Below are 13,555 nucleotides of genomic sequence, written 5' to 3' on the forward strand. Positions count from 1 at the left end.
GACCGCCACGGCTCGCGCGTTCATGACGCACCCGTACGGGGTGAGGGCAGGCCGGGAGCCCAGTCGGTGATGGTGACGGCGGTGCCCCGGCCCGGGCCGGTGTCGAGGGCGAACTCCCGCACGAGCCGCCGGGCTCCGCTCAGGCCGAGGCCCAGGCCGCCATTGGTGGTGTAACCGTCGGTCATGGCCCGTTCGACATCCCGTATCCCGGGGCCGGCGTCGACGAAGGAGAGCCGCAGTCCGCGGCGGCCGCCGTCCCCGAGCACCGTCATCTCCATGTGTCCGCCGCCCCCGTGGACGAGGGTGTTCCGGGCCAGTTCGCTGGCCGCGGTCACCAGCTTCGTCTGCTGGACCAGCCGGAAACCGAGGTCGGCGGCGGCCTGACGCACCCGCTGGCGCACCCGGTAGAGGTCCGCGTCCGAATCGATGGGCAGGCGCGCGGTGGGGGAGAGGGGATCATGCATCACGCACCCTCTTCCGGGTGAGCCGGGTGAGCCGGAGCCGGGTGAGCCGGGTGGCCGGGCAGCGCTTCCGGAGCCGTGTCCGTCAGCAGCGACAGGGCCCTTCCGACGTCCAGGGCCGTGACCAGGCCGGGCAGCGTGAGCCCCAGCTCGACCAGGGTGATGGCCACGGCCGGGCGCATGCCGGCCAGCACGGTCCGCGTGGCCAGCAGGCGCGCGCTGGCCGCGATCTCGGCGAGGACGCGGCCGAGGAAGGAGTCGACCATCTCCACACCGGAGACGTCGATCACGACACCGCCCACCGGAGCCGGGCCGGACCCGATGCGATGGACGATGTCGGACCGCAGTTGTTCGGCCGCCTCGTCGTGCAGCTCTCCTTGCAGGGTGACCAGCAGGACGTCTCCCAGCGCCAGTACGGGCACCGGACCCGGGCGGGGGGCGGGCGAGCGGGTCACCGCGGGGTCGTTCCCGCGGCAGGGGCCGGAGAGACGACGATGCCCTGCCGGCCGAGCGCGTACGCCAGCGCGTCGGCGAGGCCGGCCCGCGTGATGATCGACCCCAGGTCGATGCCGAGCTGGACGATGGTCTGGGCGATGGCGGGACGGATACCGGAGACGACGCACTCCGCGCCCATCAGACGGGCCGCGGCCACCGTCCTCATCAGGTGCTGGGCCACGAGCGAGTCGACGGTCGGCACACCGGTGATGTCGAGGATCGCGAACCGGGCCCGCTGGTCCACGATCGCTTCCAGCAGGCTCTCCATCACGATCTGGCTGCGGGCGCTGTCCAGGGTCCCGATCAGCGGCACGGCGACGACGCCGTCCCACAGCCGGATGACCGGAGTGGCCACCTCCAGCAGCTGATGACGCTGCCGGGCGATCAGTTCCTCGCCCGCGCTGACCGCAGTCTGCATGACCACAAGACGCAGCGTGCCCATGAGGACCGTCAGCGCGAGCCGGCACGCGTGCGCCTGCTCCTCGCCGGGGTCCGCGAACTCGGCGTCCAGCAACGCGGTCACCGGTTCGCGCAGGCCGGCCACCTCACCGGCGATCTGCGACGGACTGGACCCGGCTCGGGCCCGGGAGGCGGACATCCGGCCGAGCTGCTCCCTCACCGTGCGGAAACCGGGGGCCTCGATGTCCTCCAGCCGCCCGGTGCGGGCCACCTCGGCCAGGGCGTCCACCACGGCCTTGCACGCCTCGACCGCCTCGCCACGGGAGACTATGAAGACGGTACGGAACAGCGTGGCGTCCGCCCATCGCTGGGCGATCTGCTCGCGGCGCCGTTCCAGGAAGCCGCCCAGCCGTTGCGCCACCTCGGAGGCCGTGTCGTGCTCCGCCACCTGCATCGTCTCCCTGTTGTGGGCTCCTGCGGCCGGCCGAACGACGAGCCATCAGACAATTATTGCTTTATGGCAAACATTAGCGTGAGCACTGGAGGGGAACAACACGCGATCGTCACGACCGCGCGCGCCGGTCACCGGCCGGGCGGCCTCCCGCGCCAGTCCAGACAGACGGTCACGGCGTCGTCGTCCGGCAGGGCCTCGCCGCGGTGGCCGGCCAGCTCCCGCAGGATGGCGCGCGGCACCTCGGCCGCGGGCAGCAACCGGGTCGACTGGATCGCCCGCGCCAGGGCGGACTCCCCGTACGCCTCTCCTCCAGGGGAGGCCACGGCATGCACCCCGTCGCTGACGAAGACCAGCCGGTCGCCGGGCTCGGCCCGGAAGTCCTGGGCCACGTAGTCGGTCTCCTCGAACATGCCCAGGGGCAGCTGGGCCTCGAAACCGACGTGTTCCACCACGCCGTCGCGCAGCCGCCACAGCTGGGGAGAGCCCGCGTCCACCACGTCCGCCCGCCCGGTCGCCAGATCGAAGTCGATCAACAGGACCGACAGATGGCAGCGTCCGCGGTAGTGGGCGTAGACGGCCTGGTCGGCGAGGGCGGCCTGGTCGGCGATGGGGATGCCGGCCCGGCGGGCGTTGCGCAGGGCGTTGATGGCGAGGTTGGTCAGCAGGGACGCCTCTATGCCCTCGCCCATGCCGTTGGTGACGTACAGCATCAGATGGTCGGCGGTGGCCGACCAGTCGAAGTTGTCACCGAAGATGGCGTAGGCGGGCTCCAGTTGCGCGGCCAGGTCGTACTCGGCACGCGAGCAGGAGCGGCCGGGCAGGAGCTGCCACTGCATCTCGGCGGCCAGGGTCAGCCGGTCCTTGCGCCGTGCCTGGAGATACAGGTCGGTGTCCCGCTCGGCGACGAGCACCTCGCGCCCCAGCACCTCGGCGATCTCCGTCAGCTCCTGCTCCCAGCGGCCGGCGTCACCCGCGGTCAGGGTCACGGACAGCACGCCGAGCCGGTCGCCGCGCACGCTGACCGGAAGATGCAGGCACGTCCGCCCGTCACCGAGGTCCTCGCGGTACGGCGTCTGTGAGCCGAAGGCCCGCCCGGCCGGGCTGCCGCGCACCGGCACCGGTTCCGGCGTGTGCGGCAGTACCGACACCGGCTGGAGCACGGTCAGGCCGTAGTCGGCCATGAACAGCTCGACGTCCTGCGCGCCGTACCGTTCGACCAGTACGGCGCGCAGGACGTCGAGCAACTCGTGGGGAGCCGCCGTGCGCAGAGCGCGTTCGGCGGCCACACATCCGTCCATGAGGAAACGCACCCATCCTTCGCCGGTCGACGTACGGGCCGCGGCGCACCGGGCCGAGCTTGTGAAGGGGCTGCGACGGTCGCCCCTGATGATCTGTAGCCAGCGCGTGTGCCTAGTACGCTGACAGGCGCCCCAGTGCCTGCGAGAGTGTGACCGTGACTGCCTTCCGCCGCCGTCCAGAGCCCGACGAGGTCGCGCGTGTGACCACCACGGCCGTCGAGCTGCTGGAAGTCGTGTGGGGCCGCGCCTCCACCGCGCCGACCTCCGCGTCCCAGTTGCGCGTGCTGCACATCCTGGAACACCACGACGGCATCAACCTGCGCACGCTCGCCGAGTCCCTCGCGTCCACCCCGCCGTCCACCAGCCGCCTGTGCGACCGGCTGGTGGCGGCCGGGTTGGTGGAGCGGGTGGTGAGCGCGCAGGACAGGCGTGAGGTGCGGCTGCACCTCAGCGGCCGGGGCCGCGCGTTCCTCGTCGACCTGCGCGGCCGCAGGGAGAGGGAGCTGCACAAGGTGCTGGCGGACATGCCCGCGGCCAAGCGGACCGCGCTCCTGGAGGGGCTGGAGGCGTTCTGCGTCACCGCGGCGACGCAGATACTGGACGACGACGCCCCGAGTTCCGGCACCCGGACGGCCTGAACCGCCGACGGCCCCACCGCCGCCCCGGCCCGCCGGCACGCGGAGCGCTGTCCGTCCGACGAGGGCGTGCCCCGTCCTTACGCTGTATCCGTCCGACACCGTCCCATTGTTGCCTGAGGCCCACTATTGTCCAACCACAACAAGGCGGCCCATTTTCTGCGATACCGCACGCAATCCGTCGTCCGGCTCACATCCTGTCGGGGAGGCTGCGGTCGAGCAGCATCGGGAGGTCACGCTGACCGTGCTGCCGGGCGCCACGTATCCCGCGGCGGTGGAGGGACCCATCGGACACCGGGCTCCCGCCGGGACCACGTCGCGCCGGGCGGCAGGGTGGAGGTGAAGGGACGTCACGCGGGAGGCCGTTTTCACCGAAGGCGACAACGCCCCGGCCCTGGAAGGTGGTGCGGCGGGCCGGGCGGCGGCCCGCCGGGGGAGAGACGTCAGACCCGCGCCAGGCGCCGGTGCGGCTCGCTGGGAAGCTCCACGCGGATCGTGTCGCCCGGACGCACCGCACCGCCCTCCCTCACGACGCTCATGATCCCGGCCTTCAGCACGAGGCGCCCGGCTTCGTCGCGGCCGACGACCCGCTTCAGCAGTCCGTCCTGGAAGCGGTCGATCTGCCGGCACGGGTTGCGCAGGCCGGTCACCTCCAGCACCGCCTCGTCGCCGATACGCAGCAGCGTGCCGACCGGCAGGCCCAGCAGATCGATGCCGCTGGTGGTGATGTTCTCGCCCAGGTCACCGGGTGCCACCCGGAATCCCTCCGCACCGACCTCGGCGAACAACTCCTCATGGATGAGGTGGACCTGACGAAGGTTCGGCTGGGTGGGGTCCTGGGCGACCCGGGAGCGGTGCTTGACCGTCACACCGGCATGCACGTCACCCTCCACACCGAGCCCGGCGAGCAGCGTGATGCTGTCCCGGTTCGGCTTGGTGAACGAGTACGCGCCGTTGCTGCTGACCGCCGTCACTGTCCCGCTCATCCTCGGGGCCCCCTCCTCGGTGACAATGCTCAGTCACGACTCTAACGCCGGTCGCACGTCCCTCACCGGAGCGGGGCGGCATGCCCAGGTGACCCGACGGGCCGGTGGAGATCCCTGATGCACTCCGCCCGGGGGATCCCCCGCCCGGGGGAGGGCCGCGCCGCCTCCGCGTGCGGACCGGCTGCGGCGTCCATAGCCTGTTGGTGCTCGGGGGGTCTGCGGAAGGACAGCCATGCCCCGAACGATCTGGTCCGGCGCGATCTCCTTCGGTCTGGTCACGGTGCCGATCAACGTGGTCAGCGCCACCGAGGATCACAGCATCCGGTTCCACCAGTACCACCTGCCCGACCAGGGCCGGGTCCGCTACCGCAAGGTGTGCGAGCTGGAGGACCGCGAGGTCGCCCAGGAGGAGATCGGCAAGGGATACGAGCTGACCAAGACCATGGTCATCCCCATCACCGACGAGGACCTGAGCAATCTGCCGCTGCCGACCGCGAAGGCGATCGAGATCGACGCGTTCGTGCCGCTCGACTCGGTGGATCCGATCCGGATCGCCGAGGGCTACTACCTCCAGCCGGCCGGCCAGGTCGCGGCCAAGCCGTACAAGCTGCTCGTCGAGGCGCTCAGCCGTTCGGCCAAGGTGGCCGTGGCGAAGTACGCCTGGTCCGGTCGGGAACGGCTGGGACTGCTGCGGGTGCGCGACGACGTCCTGGTCCTGCACGCCATGCGCTGGCCCGACGAGATCCGCGAGCCCACCGAGCTGCTGCCGCCACCGGTGGAGGTGTCCGAGGGCGAGATCGAGGGCGCGCTCGCCCTCATGGACACCATGACCGTCGACAAGCTCGAAGGGGAGGAGTTCCAGGACCGGTACACCGAGGGCATCGCACGGATCATCGAGGCCAAACGCGAGGAGAAACCGCTGCCGGAAGCACCGGCGCCGGAGCAGCCGGCCCAGGTGCTCGACCTGATGGCGGCGTTGCAGGAGTCGGTGCAGAAGGCGAAGGCGTCCCGCGCCGGGGAGGCGGGCCCGGCCGACGTGCACGAACTTCCCACACCGAAGAAGAAGCCGGCCGCGAAGAAACAGCCGGCCAAGAAGGCGGCGGCGAAGAAAACCGCGGCCAAGAAGACGACCGGACGCCGGCCGAGAAGTGCCTGACCGTGGGAGCATCCGGGAGCCGGTCCGGCGCCGAGGGCCCCACCGCACATGACCGGCCCCGGCCCTTACCATCTGCGGCTCTCCGCCGACGGCAGACCGGTGCAGCACGGCTGGTGGGGCAGTGAGGAGACCGCGCGGGACAAGTTCCGGCGCTGGATCGGCGAGTACGGCGGCATGCCCGGCGCCCGCGTCACCCTCACGGACGAGGAGACCGGCGACGTACTGGCCACCTGGCCCGACCAGCGGTAGCCCACGCGGCTACGGCCCGCTCCCCGCAAACGCACCGCACCGCGCCACACCGCACCGCGTCAGCGTTCAGTAACGCTGCGCCTTGGCGAGAACGGGTGTCAGCTTCGGCTCCGGTGGCTGATGACTGAACGCGATGGGCTGCTTCTTCTCCCCGGGCTTCAGGTGTTCCGCGCCCACGTACCGCGTCTCGACCACCTTGCCGGACGGGTTCTTGAAGTCGATCTGCACGGCGTAGGAGGCTTCGCTGCCGGTCTTGTTGGTGATTCTGACCAGGACGGCGAGGACTCCGCCTGTCTCGGCTTTCGGCATCCCCGTCATCGCGACTTCGGAAAGCGCGTTTCCTCGTCCTTCGACATCTTTCAGGGCCTTTTGCGCCGCCGTGCTCCTGCGCTGGGTCTCGGCGTCCACGGATGCCTCGAACTCGGAGGCCCGTGCCGAGGCCGACGACGCCGCGGCAGAGGCGGCAGCACGGGCGGAGCTGATCGCCGAAGAGGCGGCGGACGCCAACGCCGACGGCGGTGTCCCGGAGAACGACGAGGCATTCGGCGTAACGGGAGCGCTCGCCGGGGACGAAGAACCGCCGTCCTGACCGCTCCCGCCGCCACAGCCCGAGAGCCCGCCCGCGAGCAGAAGGGCGCCCAGGGCAGTCCCCAGGGCGATCCGGCGCCGGGCCCTTCCAGAACCTCTGAGTCGTCGCACCGACATGCTGCCGTCCAAGGAATAGATGATCGTGTCGCTCCATCCTCGGGGCCGAACCCACCACGCGCGAGTCGGACACCGACCCCCGGGCCCGGCCGGATTCTTCACCAAGACTTCTTCGCAAAGAGTTCTTAGCAAAGAAGTCTTTGCGGTCTAGGGTGGCGACATGACAGACATGACGAGGGGCCGCGAGGCTCCGCACGTCGAAGCGGACGTGGCTGTTCTCGACGCCAAGGGCCTGCGTGCCTTGGCGCATCCGGTACGCGTGCAGTTGCTCGGGTTGTTGCGGAAACACGGTCCGTCGACAGCTACTCGCCTCGCGGAGCGACTGGGGGTCAACTCCGGCACGGCCAGCTACCACCTGCGACAACTCGGCGCGGCAGGCTTCGTCGAGGAAGACTCCGAACGTGGCAACGCGCGAGAGCGCTGGTGGCGTTCGGTGCACCAGATGATGTGCTTCGACGATCCGATCCTGGCCGACCGGGAACCCGAGGCAGCGCTGGCCTACCTCCAGTCGGTCGCCGCCACCTACACACTGCGCGTTCAACAGACACTCAACGGCCTTCAGACGATGCCCAGGTCGTGGCGCGACAACTTCGACATGAGTGACTGGGCTCTACGCCTCACCCCCGACGAAGCCGCTGCCCTTCAGCAGGAGTTGAGGGAGGTGATCACCCGCTATCGGCAGGACACCCCTGAGGCGGCGGCAAGCGCACCGGCGGCAGCAGAGCGGGTCGGTGTCATCGCACACGTGCTTCCCGAACTGGACGCTCCCGGCGCGCCGACCGGCGCGTACGACCCTGGGCAAGCCGCAGGAACGGAGAGGCCGTGACGACAGCCGTCCCAGACGCCGAGGGCTTAGCCGGCCGCCGCTCCTTACGGCCGTTGGGCGGGGTGCTGGCGGCCATGGCCGTGTCGTTGGCCGGCACGCGGGTCTCGGCCGTTGCCTTGCCCTGGTTCGTGCTCGTCACGACGGGCAGCGCCACACAGACCGGACTGGTCGCCTTTTGTGAAATGACCCCCTATGTCGTGGTCAAGGCATTCACCGGGCCGCTGGTGGACGGGATCGGACCGCGGGCCGTTTCCTGGACCACTGATCTGGCCAGCGCCGCTGCCGCCGCCGCGGTTCCCGTGTTGCACGCATTGCATCTGATGTCCTTTCCGCTGCTGCTGGCCCTGGTCGCGCTGATCGGTGCGTCGCGCGGCCCCGGCGATCTCGCCAAGGAAGTCATGGTCCCGGATGCGGCAGAGCGCAGCCGAGTGCCTTTGGAGCGGGCAACCGGCCTGACCGGCGTCACCGAGCGGCTCGCTGCAACCATCGGCCCAGCTGCCGGTGGCGCCCTGGTGGCGTTGCTCGGCCCCTTGACAGGGCTGGTGGTCAACGCGTGCTGCTTCGCCGTCGGATCCGTGATCATCGGGCTTGCGCTGCCTCGTGGCATGGGCCGTACGACGGAGGAAGCACCCACCCGCGCCGAAGCGGGACCCGGCTACTGGCGACGATTCGGCGAGGGTCTCTCGTTCCTGCGTGGCGAGCCGTTGCTGTTCAGCGTCATCGTCGTGGTCGGGATCACCAACCTGTTGGACGCAGGGTTCACCGCGGTGCTCATGCCCGTCTGGGCCAGAGAATCCGGCCATGGGCCGGCCGCGGTCGGCCTGATGGGTGGCGTCATGGGAGTCGCTGCCGTCGGCGGAAGCCTGATCGCCACTATGGCGGCTCACCGGCTGCGGCGCAGGGTGGCGTTCTTCGCCGGGTTTCTTCTGGCCGGAGCCCCCAGGTTCCTCATCCTCGCCTCCGACGCACCGATGTGCGCAGTACTGGCTGTGTTCGCCGCCAGTGGCTTCGGCGCCGGCTTCGTCAATCCGGTACTGGGTGCCGTCCTGTTCGAGCGCGTGCCGCGCCAACTGTTGGGCAGAGTCAACGCACTCGGCGACTCGCTCGCTTGGGCGGGTATTCCCCTCGGTGGACTGATCGCCGGCGCGGTGGTGGCCTCGGTCGGGCTCGTGCCGGTGCTCGTCGCCGGTGGGGCCGCGTACCTCCTCACCATGAACCTCGCTGGGCTCAGGCCGGAATGGCGCGAGATGGACCGCCAGAGTGGGCGAGGTGCCCAGGAGGAGGAGCCTGAAGAACCCGGCCTGTCGACCAGCGCGGATCTCATGGCCTGACCCTGCCGGCAGGGCAGGCAACCGCTTCTTGGTTCCTCGGGTGACCCGCGACTGGGTAGACGACCGCCGCGCTCCTCGCTCGGTCGTCTACCCACACCAGGTGGAGGGCGGCGGCGATGAATTCGGTTGCGGTGGGGCCGGTGTGCCCGGTGAGGTGTTTTGGTGGACGGTGCGACGGAGCAGGCGCGGCAGGGGAGGGCGGGGCGTGTCCGCAGGGCCGCGACGCGTCCGGCTCCGTGGCGCAGGTCGGCGGTGCTCGCGGCCCTGATGCTGGCCGCCTTCACCTTCAACACCGCCGAGAACCTGCCGATCGGCCTGCTGGAGCTGATCCCCGAGAGTCTGCGTGTGCCAGTGCCGGCGGTGGGGCTCCTGATCACCGGTTACGGCGTGACGGTGGCCGTCGCGTCCCTGCCGCTCGCGCACGTCACCCGTGCCGCGCCCCGGCGTCAGGTGCTCACGGGGCTCCTGGCCGTGCTGGTGGTGTCCGGTGCGGTTGCAGCGCTGGCCACCTCCTACTGGCTGCTTCTCGTGGCGCGGTTGTGGACCGCGCTCGCCCAGGCGCTGTTCTGGGCCGTGACGGGGCCGGTAGCGGTGGGCCTGTTCGCGCCCGGGGTGCGTGGGCGTGTGGTGGGGGCGCTGTCCGTCGCCGGTTCGCTCGCCCTCGTGCTGGGTGTTCCCGCCGGGACCTGGCTGGGCCGGCAGGGTGACTGGCGGGTCCCGGTCGCCGTGCCGGCCGTTCTGGGGCTCGTCTGCCTGGTGATGATCGCCGTTTCGCTGCCGACCTCACGTCCGGAGGAAGAACCCGCCGCGTACGGGAGCAGTCCCGACGCCCGGCGGTTCCGGACGGTGCTGGCAGCCGGGACCTTGTCCGCCACCGGGGCATTCGCGGGCTACACCTACATCGTGCGGTTCCTCGGCGGTGTGAGCGGCTTCTCCCCGGACGCGGTCACCGCCCTGCTCGTGGCGTTCGGTGGTGCGTGTCTGGCCGGGGTGAGCATCACCGGGGCGCTGCTGGACCGCTGTCCGCGGGCCGCGCTGACCACCGCCGTAGCCACGCAGGCGGCGGGCATGTTCGGCCTGTACGCGACCGGCACCCACCCCGTGGCTGCGGTGGTGTTCCTGGTCCTGATGGGCGGGGCGCTCGGACCGGTGTTCATGGCCACCCAGAACGCGATGCTGCACTGCGCACCGGGCCGCACGGATATCGCACTCGCGGCGAACTCCGGTGCGTACAACGCCGGAATCGCGACAGGGGCCATGCTCGGAGCGCTGATGCTGTCGCTCGCCGGCGTGCGCGGAATCTTCCTCGTCGGCGGACTGCTGACCGCCGGGGCCTGCGCGGTGCTGTCCTACGCGGGGCTGCGCAGGATCTCCCGGATGACGTACCGGGCGTTGGCCGAGATGACCGGATTGGTCGTCCGGTAGTACGGCAGCTGGATGACCGCCATGGACAGCGCCCAGCCCCGGCCGCGTGCCCAGGTTGCGTCGTCCACATCCACCGCCTCGCGGTACGCCCGGCGCGCCGAGGCGGGCAGCAGGTTCCAGGCGGGGATGAGGTCGGTGGCCGGTTCGCCCATGCCCACGGTGCCGAAGTCGATGACCGCCGAGACGCGGTCGCCGGTGAGCAGCAGATTGCCCGGCATCAGGTCGGAGTGCGTCCAGCAGGCCGGGCCCGTCCACCGCGGTGCCGCGAGCGCCTCCTCCCAGGCCGCGGTGATCTCGTCGGCGTCGAAGGGTTCGCCGGTGCGGTGCAAGGCCTCGATCGACGCCCGCATCTCCTGATCGGCGCCGGTCAGCGGCTCGCCCCGGTGTGCGCGCGGACCGCCGGGGAGATCGATCTTGCGGAGGGCGACCGCGAACTCCGCGAGGTCACGGGCGACGAGGCCGGGCTCGGCCAGCTCACCCTCGACCGGATTGCGCCCTTCGATCCACCGGTGCACCGCCCAGGCCAGGGGGTAGCCCTCGCCCGGGATGCCGGTCGCCACCACCTGCGGGACCGGCAGCGGCAGCAGCGGGGCCAGCCGAGGCAGCAGCCGTGCCTCCAGCGCGATGGCCTCGGCGCCGCCGGGACGCAGCGGCAGCCGGACGGTCAGGTCCTCGCCGAGCCGGTAGATCGCGTTGACCGTGCCCCCGGAGGCTAGCCGGGAGACCGGCAGGTCGGCCCATTCGGGGAACTGGGCACGCAGCAGCCGCCGGACCAGGTCGGCGTCGGTCTCCGCCTCGTCCGCGTGCATCGTGCCCATCCACCCACCTGATCTCTCTGTTCCTCCCGGCATCGTCGCACAGCCGGACCGAGGCCCGGAGCCCCTTTTTCTGTGTCAGCTCCTCGGTCCGGTCGAGCCCTGAGAACCGGTCACTTGCGCCAGAACAGGTGGTGCGTCACACCGCTCGGGCTGGGGACGACATCCAGGTGGAACCGGTCGAGCAGCTCATCGGGTGACTCCCAGAGGCGTAGTCCCGAACCGAGCTTCACCGGTGAGACCGCCACATGCATGGTGTCGACGAGGCCGGCGTCGAGGAACTGCCGGATGGTGGTGACCCCGCCGCCCAGCCGGACGTCCTTGCCCTGCGCCGCCTCCCGCGCCCGCTGGAGGACCGCGGCCGGGTCGCCGTCGACGAAGTGGAACGTGGTGTCGGAGAGCGTGAACGACGGACGCACGTGGTGGGTCATGACGAACACCGGGGTGCGGAACGGGGGCTCGTCGCCCCACCAGCCACGCCATTCGTCGTCGTGCCAGGGCCCGCGCTGGGGCCCGAACTTGTTGCGCCCCATGATCTCGGCACCGATATTGCGTGTGAAGTCCCGGGTGAGGTAGTCGTCTAGACCGCGGCTGCCCCCGGGATCGGTGCGCATGGGCCAGCTCGCCGTGGCGCCGGCCCAGGCGAACAGCTCCTCCGGGGCGACGTGGCCGAACGGACGCTCGAGGCTCTGGTCCGCGCCGGCACCGATGCCGTCGCTCGACACGCTGAAATTCTGGACTCTCAGCAGCTGAGGCACGTGTTGCTCCTTTGGTGTCCTTCGGTGGTGATGACGGTGATGAGACTCTCCGGCCCAGGGAAACTCATCGCCGCCCCCCCCGGGCCGGGGCAGGCCGTCACTGCGGCCGCAGGTTCAGTACGAGGTCACGCGGCAGGCCGTAGGTGTCGTGGAGGAGGTGGAAGTCCTCCTCGCTCAGCGGGCCCCGGAAGCGCGGCCGGGCCAGTACCTGCCGGCCACGTTCCAGGAGGCGGCCGAAACGCCTCTCCTCGTCCAGCAGGACCCGGCGTACGACGTCCGGATCCCCGTCCTGACGGAAGAGGTCCAGGGTGTGCCGGACCAGCTCGTCCGGCAGGTCTCCGAGGCCGCCCGACGGATCGTCCCGCCGCAGCACGGTGAGCACCCGCCGCAGCAGACGGCGCAGTACGTAGCCGCGACCGGTGCCGGCCGGGCGGACCCCGTCGGCGATCACCACAATGGCCGAGCGGATGTGGTCGCAGACCAACCGCAGCGACACTTCGTCCAGCTGCCACAGGGCCGGTACGAGGCGCCGCCAGGGGTCGAAGACGTCGCAATCGAAGACCGATGTCCGGCCCTGCAACAGCGAGGCCAGCCGTTCCAGGCCGAGTCCGGTGTCGATGTTGTGCCGGGGGAGCGGCACGAGTGAACCGTCGGCGAGCCGCCGGTAGCGCATCATCACGTGGTTCCACACCTCCACCCAGCGTTCGTCACAGGTGGGCGTCGACTCCGGCGGGGTGTCGCCGGTCCACAGGAAGATCTCCGAGTCGGGGCCGCACGGGCCGGTCGGTCCGTTGGACCACCAGTTGTCCTCGACGGTGAGTTCCACCGGCACCCCGCGCCCCTGCCACAGCTCCAGGGAGGCGGTGTCCGGACCGGCCTGGTCGTCGCCGCCGAAGACCGTGACATGCAGCAGCCCGGGATCGATGCCGAAGCCCTCGGTGAGCAGGTCGTAGCCCCAGCCGAGGCTCGACGGGCCCCCGTAGTCACCGAGCGACCAGGTCCCGAGCATCTGGAAGACGGTCAGGTGGGTGCTGTCGCCGATCTCGTCGAGGTCCGTGGTGCGCAGACACCGCTGCACGTTGACCAGTCTCCTGCCGAGGGGGTGCGGGCGCCCCTCCAGGTAGGGGGTGAGCGGGTGCATGCCCGAGGTGGTGAACAGCACGGAGTCTCCTGGCGGCGGCAGCAGAGTCGAGCCGGTGACGCGGCGGTGGCCGCGGTCCTCGTAGTACTCGATGAACGTGCGTACGATCTGGTCGGTGTGCACGGGGTGGCTCCTTCGCGTGTGCGGCGGGGGAGGCACCGGACAGCACGTCCGCACGGGCGTCGGAACCGGGCGGAAAACGCCAGGGAACCACCGGCGGACCGTGTCCGGTCGCCGGTGGGAGTGGGAAGGACGTCAGGCGGCGGCAACCGGCGAGCTGGTCGCTCGCGCGGTCGCGGTGATGCTTCGGCCCGTGACGTTCATAGCGCAGAAGGTAACGCGTCCCGGCTCCCCGGGCATCCGCTTTTCTTCCGGTCCGGACGGCTCACCGGCACCGAGTGCCGGCAGGATGCACCGACCG

Annotated in this window: 15 protein-coding genes; 6 read left to right on the forward strand and 9 right to left on the reverse strand. The window is 70.8% G+C overall.

Going from position 1 to position 13,555, the window contains the following annotated elements:
- Window positions 1-20: 20 nt before the first annotated feature.
- The 4 genes from AB0F03_RS29890 to AB0F03_RS29905 form a co-directional block, all read right to left on the reverse strand.
- On the reverse strand, window positions 21-464 hold the full coding sequence (locus AB0F03_RS29890) for an anti-sigma regulatory factor (protein ID WP_361997434.1): 444 nt from the start codon (window positions 462-464) through the stop codon (window positions 21-23).
- Window positions 464-916, reverse strand: coding sequence for an STAS domain-containing protein (locus AB0F03_RS29895; protein ID WP_361997436.1), 453 nt, complete (start codon window positions 914-916; stop codon window positions 464-466). The genes AB0F03_RS29890 and AB0F03_RS29895 overlap by 1 nt, the downstream gene beginning before the upstream one ends.
- Window positions 913-1,809, reverse strand: coding sequence for an STAS domain-containing protein (locus AB0F03_RS29900; protein ID WP_361997438.1), 897 nt, complete (start codon window positions 1,807-1,809; stop codon window positions 913-915). The genes AB0F03_RS29895 and AB0F03_RS29900 overlap by 4 nt, the downstream gene beginning before the upstream one ends.
- Before the next feature lie 128 nt (window positions 1,810-1,937).
- Complete coding sequence (locus tag AB0F03_RS29905; protein ID WP_361997440.1) at window positions 1,938-3,107, reverse strand: PP2C family protein-serine/threonine phosphatase; 1,170 nt, start codon at window positions 3,105-3,107, stop codon at window positions 1,938-1,940.
- A 200-nt stretch (window positions 3,108-3,307) separates the two neighbouring features.
- Between AB0F03_RS29905 and AB0F03_RS29910 the strand changes: the two genes are divergently transcribed.
- Complete coding sequence (locus tag AB0F03_RS29910) at window positions 3,308-3,745, forward strand: MarR family transcriptional regulator (protein WP_361997529.1); 438 nt, start codon at window positions 3,308-3,310, stop codon at window positions 3,743-3,745.
- A gap of 440 nt (window positions 3,746-4,185) precedes the next feature.
- On the opposite strand, the gene AB0F03_RS29915 is transcribed toward AB0F03_RS29910, so the two are convergent.
- Entirely contained in the window at window positions 4,186-4,728 is a 543-nt protein-coding gene (locus AB0F03_RS29915) for an MOSC domain-containing protein (protein WP_361997441.1), read from the reverse strand.
- A gap of 232 nt (window positions 4,729-4,960) precedes the next feature.
- Between AB0F03_RS29915 and AB0F03_RS29920 the strand changes: the two genes are divergently transcribed.
- Together AB0F03_RS29920 and AB0F03_RS29925 are read left to right on the forward strand one after the other, a co-directional pair.
- On the forward strand, window positions 4,961-5,884 hold the full coding sequence (locus AB0F03_RS29920) for a Ku protein (protein ID WP_361997443.1): 924 nt from the start codon (window positions 4,961-4,963) through the stop codon (window positions 5,882-5,884).
- A gap of 48 nt (window positions 5,885-5,932) precedes the next feature.
- The gene (locus tag AB0F03_RS29925; protein WP_361997445.1) at window positions 5,933-6,133 is read left to right on the forward strand and encodes a hypothetical protein; all 201 of its coding nucleotides are present in this window, start codon (window positions 5,933-5,935) and stop codon (window positions 6,131-6,133) included.
- A 66-nt stretch (window positions 6,134-6,199) separates the two neighbouring features.
- On the opposite strand, the gene AB0F03_RS29930 is transcribed toward AB0F03_RS29925, so the two are convergent.
- Complete coding sequence (locus tag AB0F03_RS29930; RefSeq protein ID WP_361997447.1) at window positions 6,200-6,850, reverse strand: hypothetical protein; 651 nt, start codon at window positions 6,848-6,850, stop codon at window positions 6,200-6,202.
- A 148-nt stretch (window positions 6,851-6,998) separates the two neighbouring features.
- Here AB0F03_RS29930 and AB0F03_RS29935 point away from each other — a divergent pair, with 148 nt between their 5' ends.
- From AB0F03_RS29935 to AB0F03_RS29945, 3 genes are all read left to right on the forward strand, one after another.
- Window positions 6,999-7,664 carry a winged helix-turn-helix domain-containing protein gene (locus tag AB0F03_RS29935; RefSeq protein ID WP_361997449.1) on the forward strand — a complete coding sequence of 222 codons (666 nt, stop codon included), beginning with the start codon at window positions 6,999-7,001 and terminating at the stop codon, window positions 7,662-7,664.
- Complete coding sequence (locus tag AB0F03_RS29940; protein WP_361997451.1) at window positions 7,661-8,995, forward strand: MFS transporter; 1,335 nt, start codon at window positions 7,661-7,663, stop codon at window positions 8,993-8,995. The genes AB0F03_RS29935 and AB0F03_RS29940 overlap by 4 nt, the downstream gene beginning before the upstream one ends.
- A 267-nt stretch (window positions 8,996-9,262) precedes the next feature.
- Window positions 9,263-10,420 (forward strand): MFS transporter, encoded by a 1,158-nt coding sequence (locus AB0F03_RS29945; protein WP_361997531.1) that lies wholly within the window; start codon window positions 9,263-9,265, stop codon window positions 10,418-10,420.
- Here the strand turns inward: AB0F03_RS29945 and AB0F03_RS29950 are convergent.
- The 3 genes from AB0F03_RS29950 to AB0F03_RS29960 form a co-directional block, all read right to left on the reverse strand.
- A complete protein-coding gene (locus AB0F03_RS29950) occupies window positions 10,345-11,229 on the reverse strand; it encodes an aminoglycoside phosphotransferase family protein (protein WP_361997533.1) in 885 nt (294 codons plus the stop codon). The two genes, AB0F03_RS29945 and AB0F03_RS29950, sit on opposite strands and share 76 nt — an antisense overlap.
- 119 nt (window positions 11,230-11,348) lie before the next feature.
- Window positions 11,349-11,993 carry a dihydrofolate reductase family protein gene (locus tag AB0F03_RS29955; protein WP_361997453.1) on the reverse strand — a complete coding sequence of 215 codons (645 nt, stop codon included), beginning with the start codon at window positions 11,991-11,993 and terminating at the stop codon, window positions 11,349-11,351.
- Between the two features lie 97 nt (window positions 11,994-12,090).
- Window positions 12,091-13,257 carry an alanine--tRNA ligase-related protein gene (locus AB0F03_RS29960; protein WP_361997455.1) on the reverse strand — a complete coding sequence of 389 codons (1,167 nt, stop codon included), beginning with the start codon at window positions 13,255-13,257 and terminating at the stop codon, window positions 12,091-12,093.
- Window positions 13,258-13,555 lie beyond the last annotated feature (298 nt).

It is taken from the genome of Streptomyces sp. NPDC028722 (genome assembly GCF_040637655.1).
GTDB lineage: Bacteria > Actinomycetota > Actinomycetes > Streptomycetales > Streptomycetaceae > Streptomyces.

Excerpts from the sequence above, each read along its gene's own strand:
- AB0F03_RS29950 (WP_361997533.1), bottom strand. The coding sequence starts at position 11,229 with ATGCACGCGGACGAGGCGGAGACCGACGCCGACCTGGTCCGGCGGCTG.
- AB0F03_RS29935 (WP_361997449.1), top strand. The coding sequence starts at position 6,999 with ATGACAGACATGACGAGGGGCCGCGAGGCTCCGCACGTCGAAGCGGAC.
- AB0F03_RS29900 (WP_361997438.1), bottom strand. The coding sequence starts at position 1,809 with ATGCAGGTGGCGGAGCACGACACGGCCTCCGAGGTGGCGCAACGGCTG.
- AB0F03_RS29905 (WP_361997440.1), bottom strand. The coding sequence starts at position 3,107 with ATGGACGGATGTGTGGCCGCCGAACGCGCTCTGCGCACGGCGGCTCCC.
- AB0F03_RS29925 (WP_361997445.1), top strand. The coding sequence starts at position 5,933 with ATGACCGGCCCCGGCCCTTACCATCTGCGGCTCTCCGCCGACGGCAGA.
- AB0F03_RS29920 (WP_361997443.1), top strand. The coding sequence starts at position 4,961 with ATGCCCCGAACGATCTGGTCCGGCGCGATCTCCTTCGGTCTGGTCACG.
- AB0F03_RS29945 (WP_361997531.1), top strand. The coding sequence starts at position 9,263 with ATGCTGGCCGCCTTCACCTTCAACACCGCCGAGAACCTGCCGATCGGC.
- AB0F03_RS29890 (WP_361997434.1), bottom strand. The coding sequence starts at position 464 with ATGCATGATCCCCTCTCCCCCACCGCGCGCCTGCCCATCGATTCGGAC.
- AB0F03_RS29915 (WP_361997441.1), bottom strand. The coding sequence starts at position 4,728 with ATGAGCGGGACAGTGACGGCGGTCAGCAGCAACGGCGCGTACTCGTTC.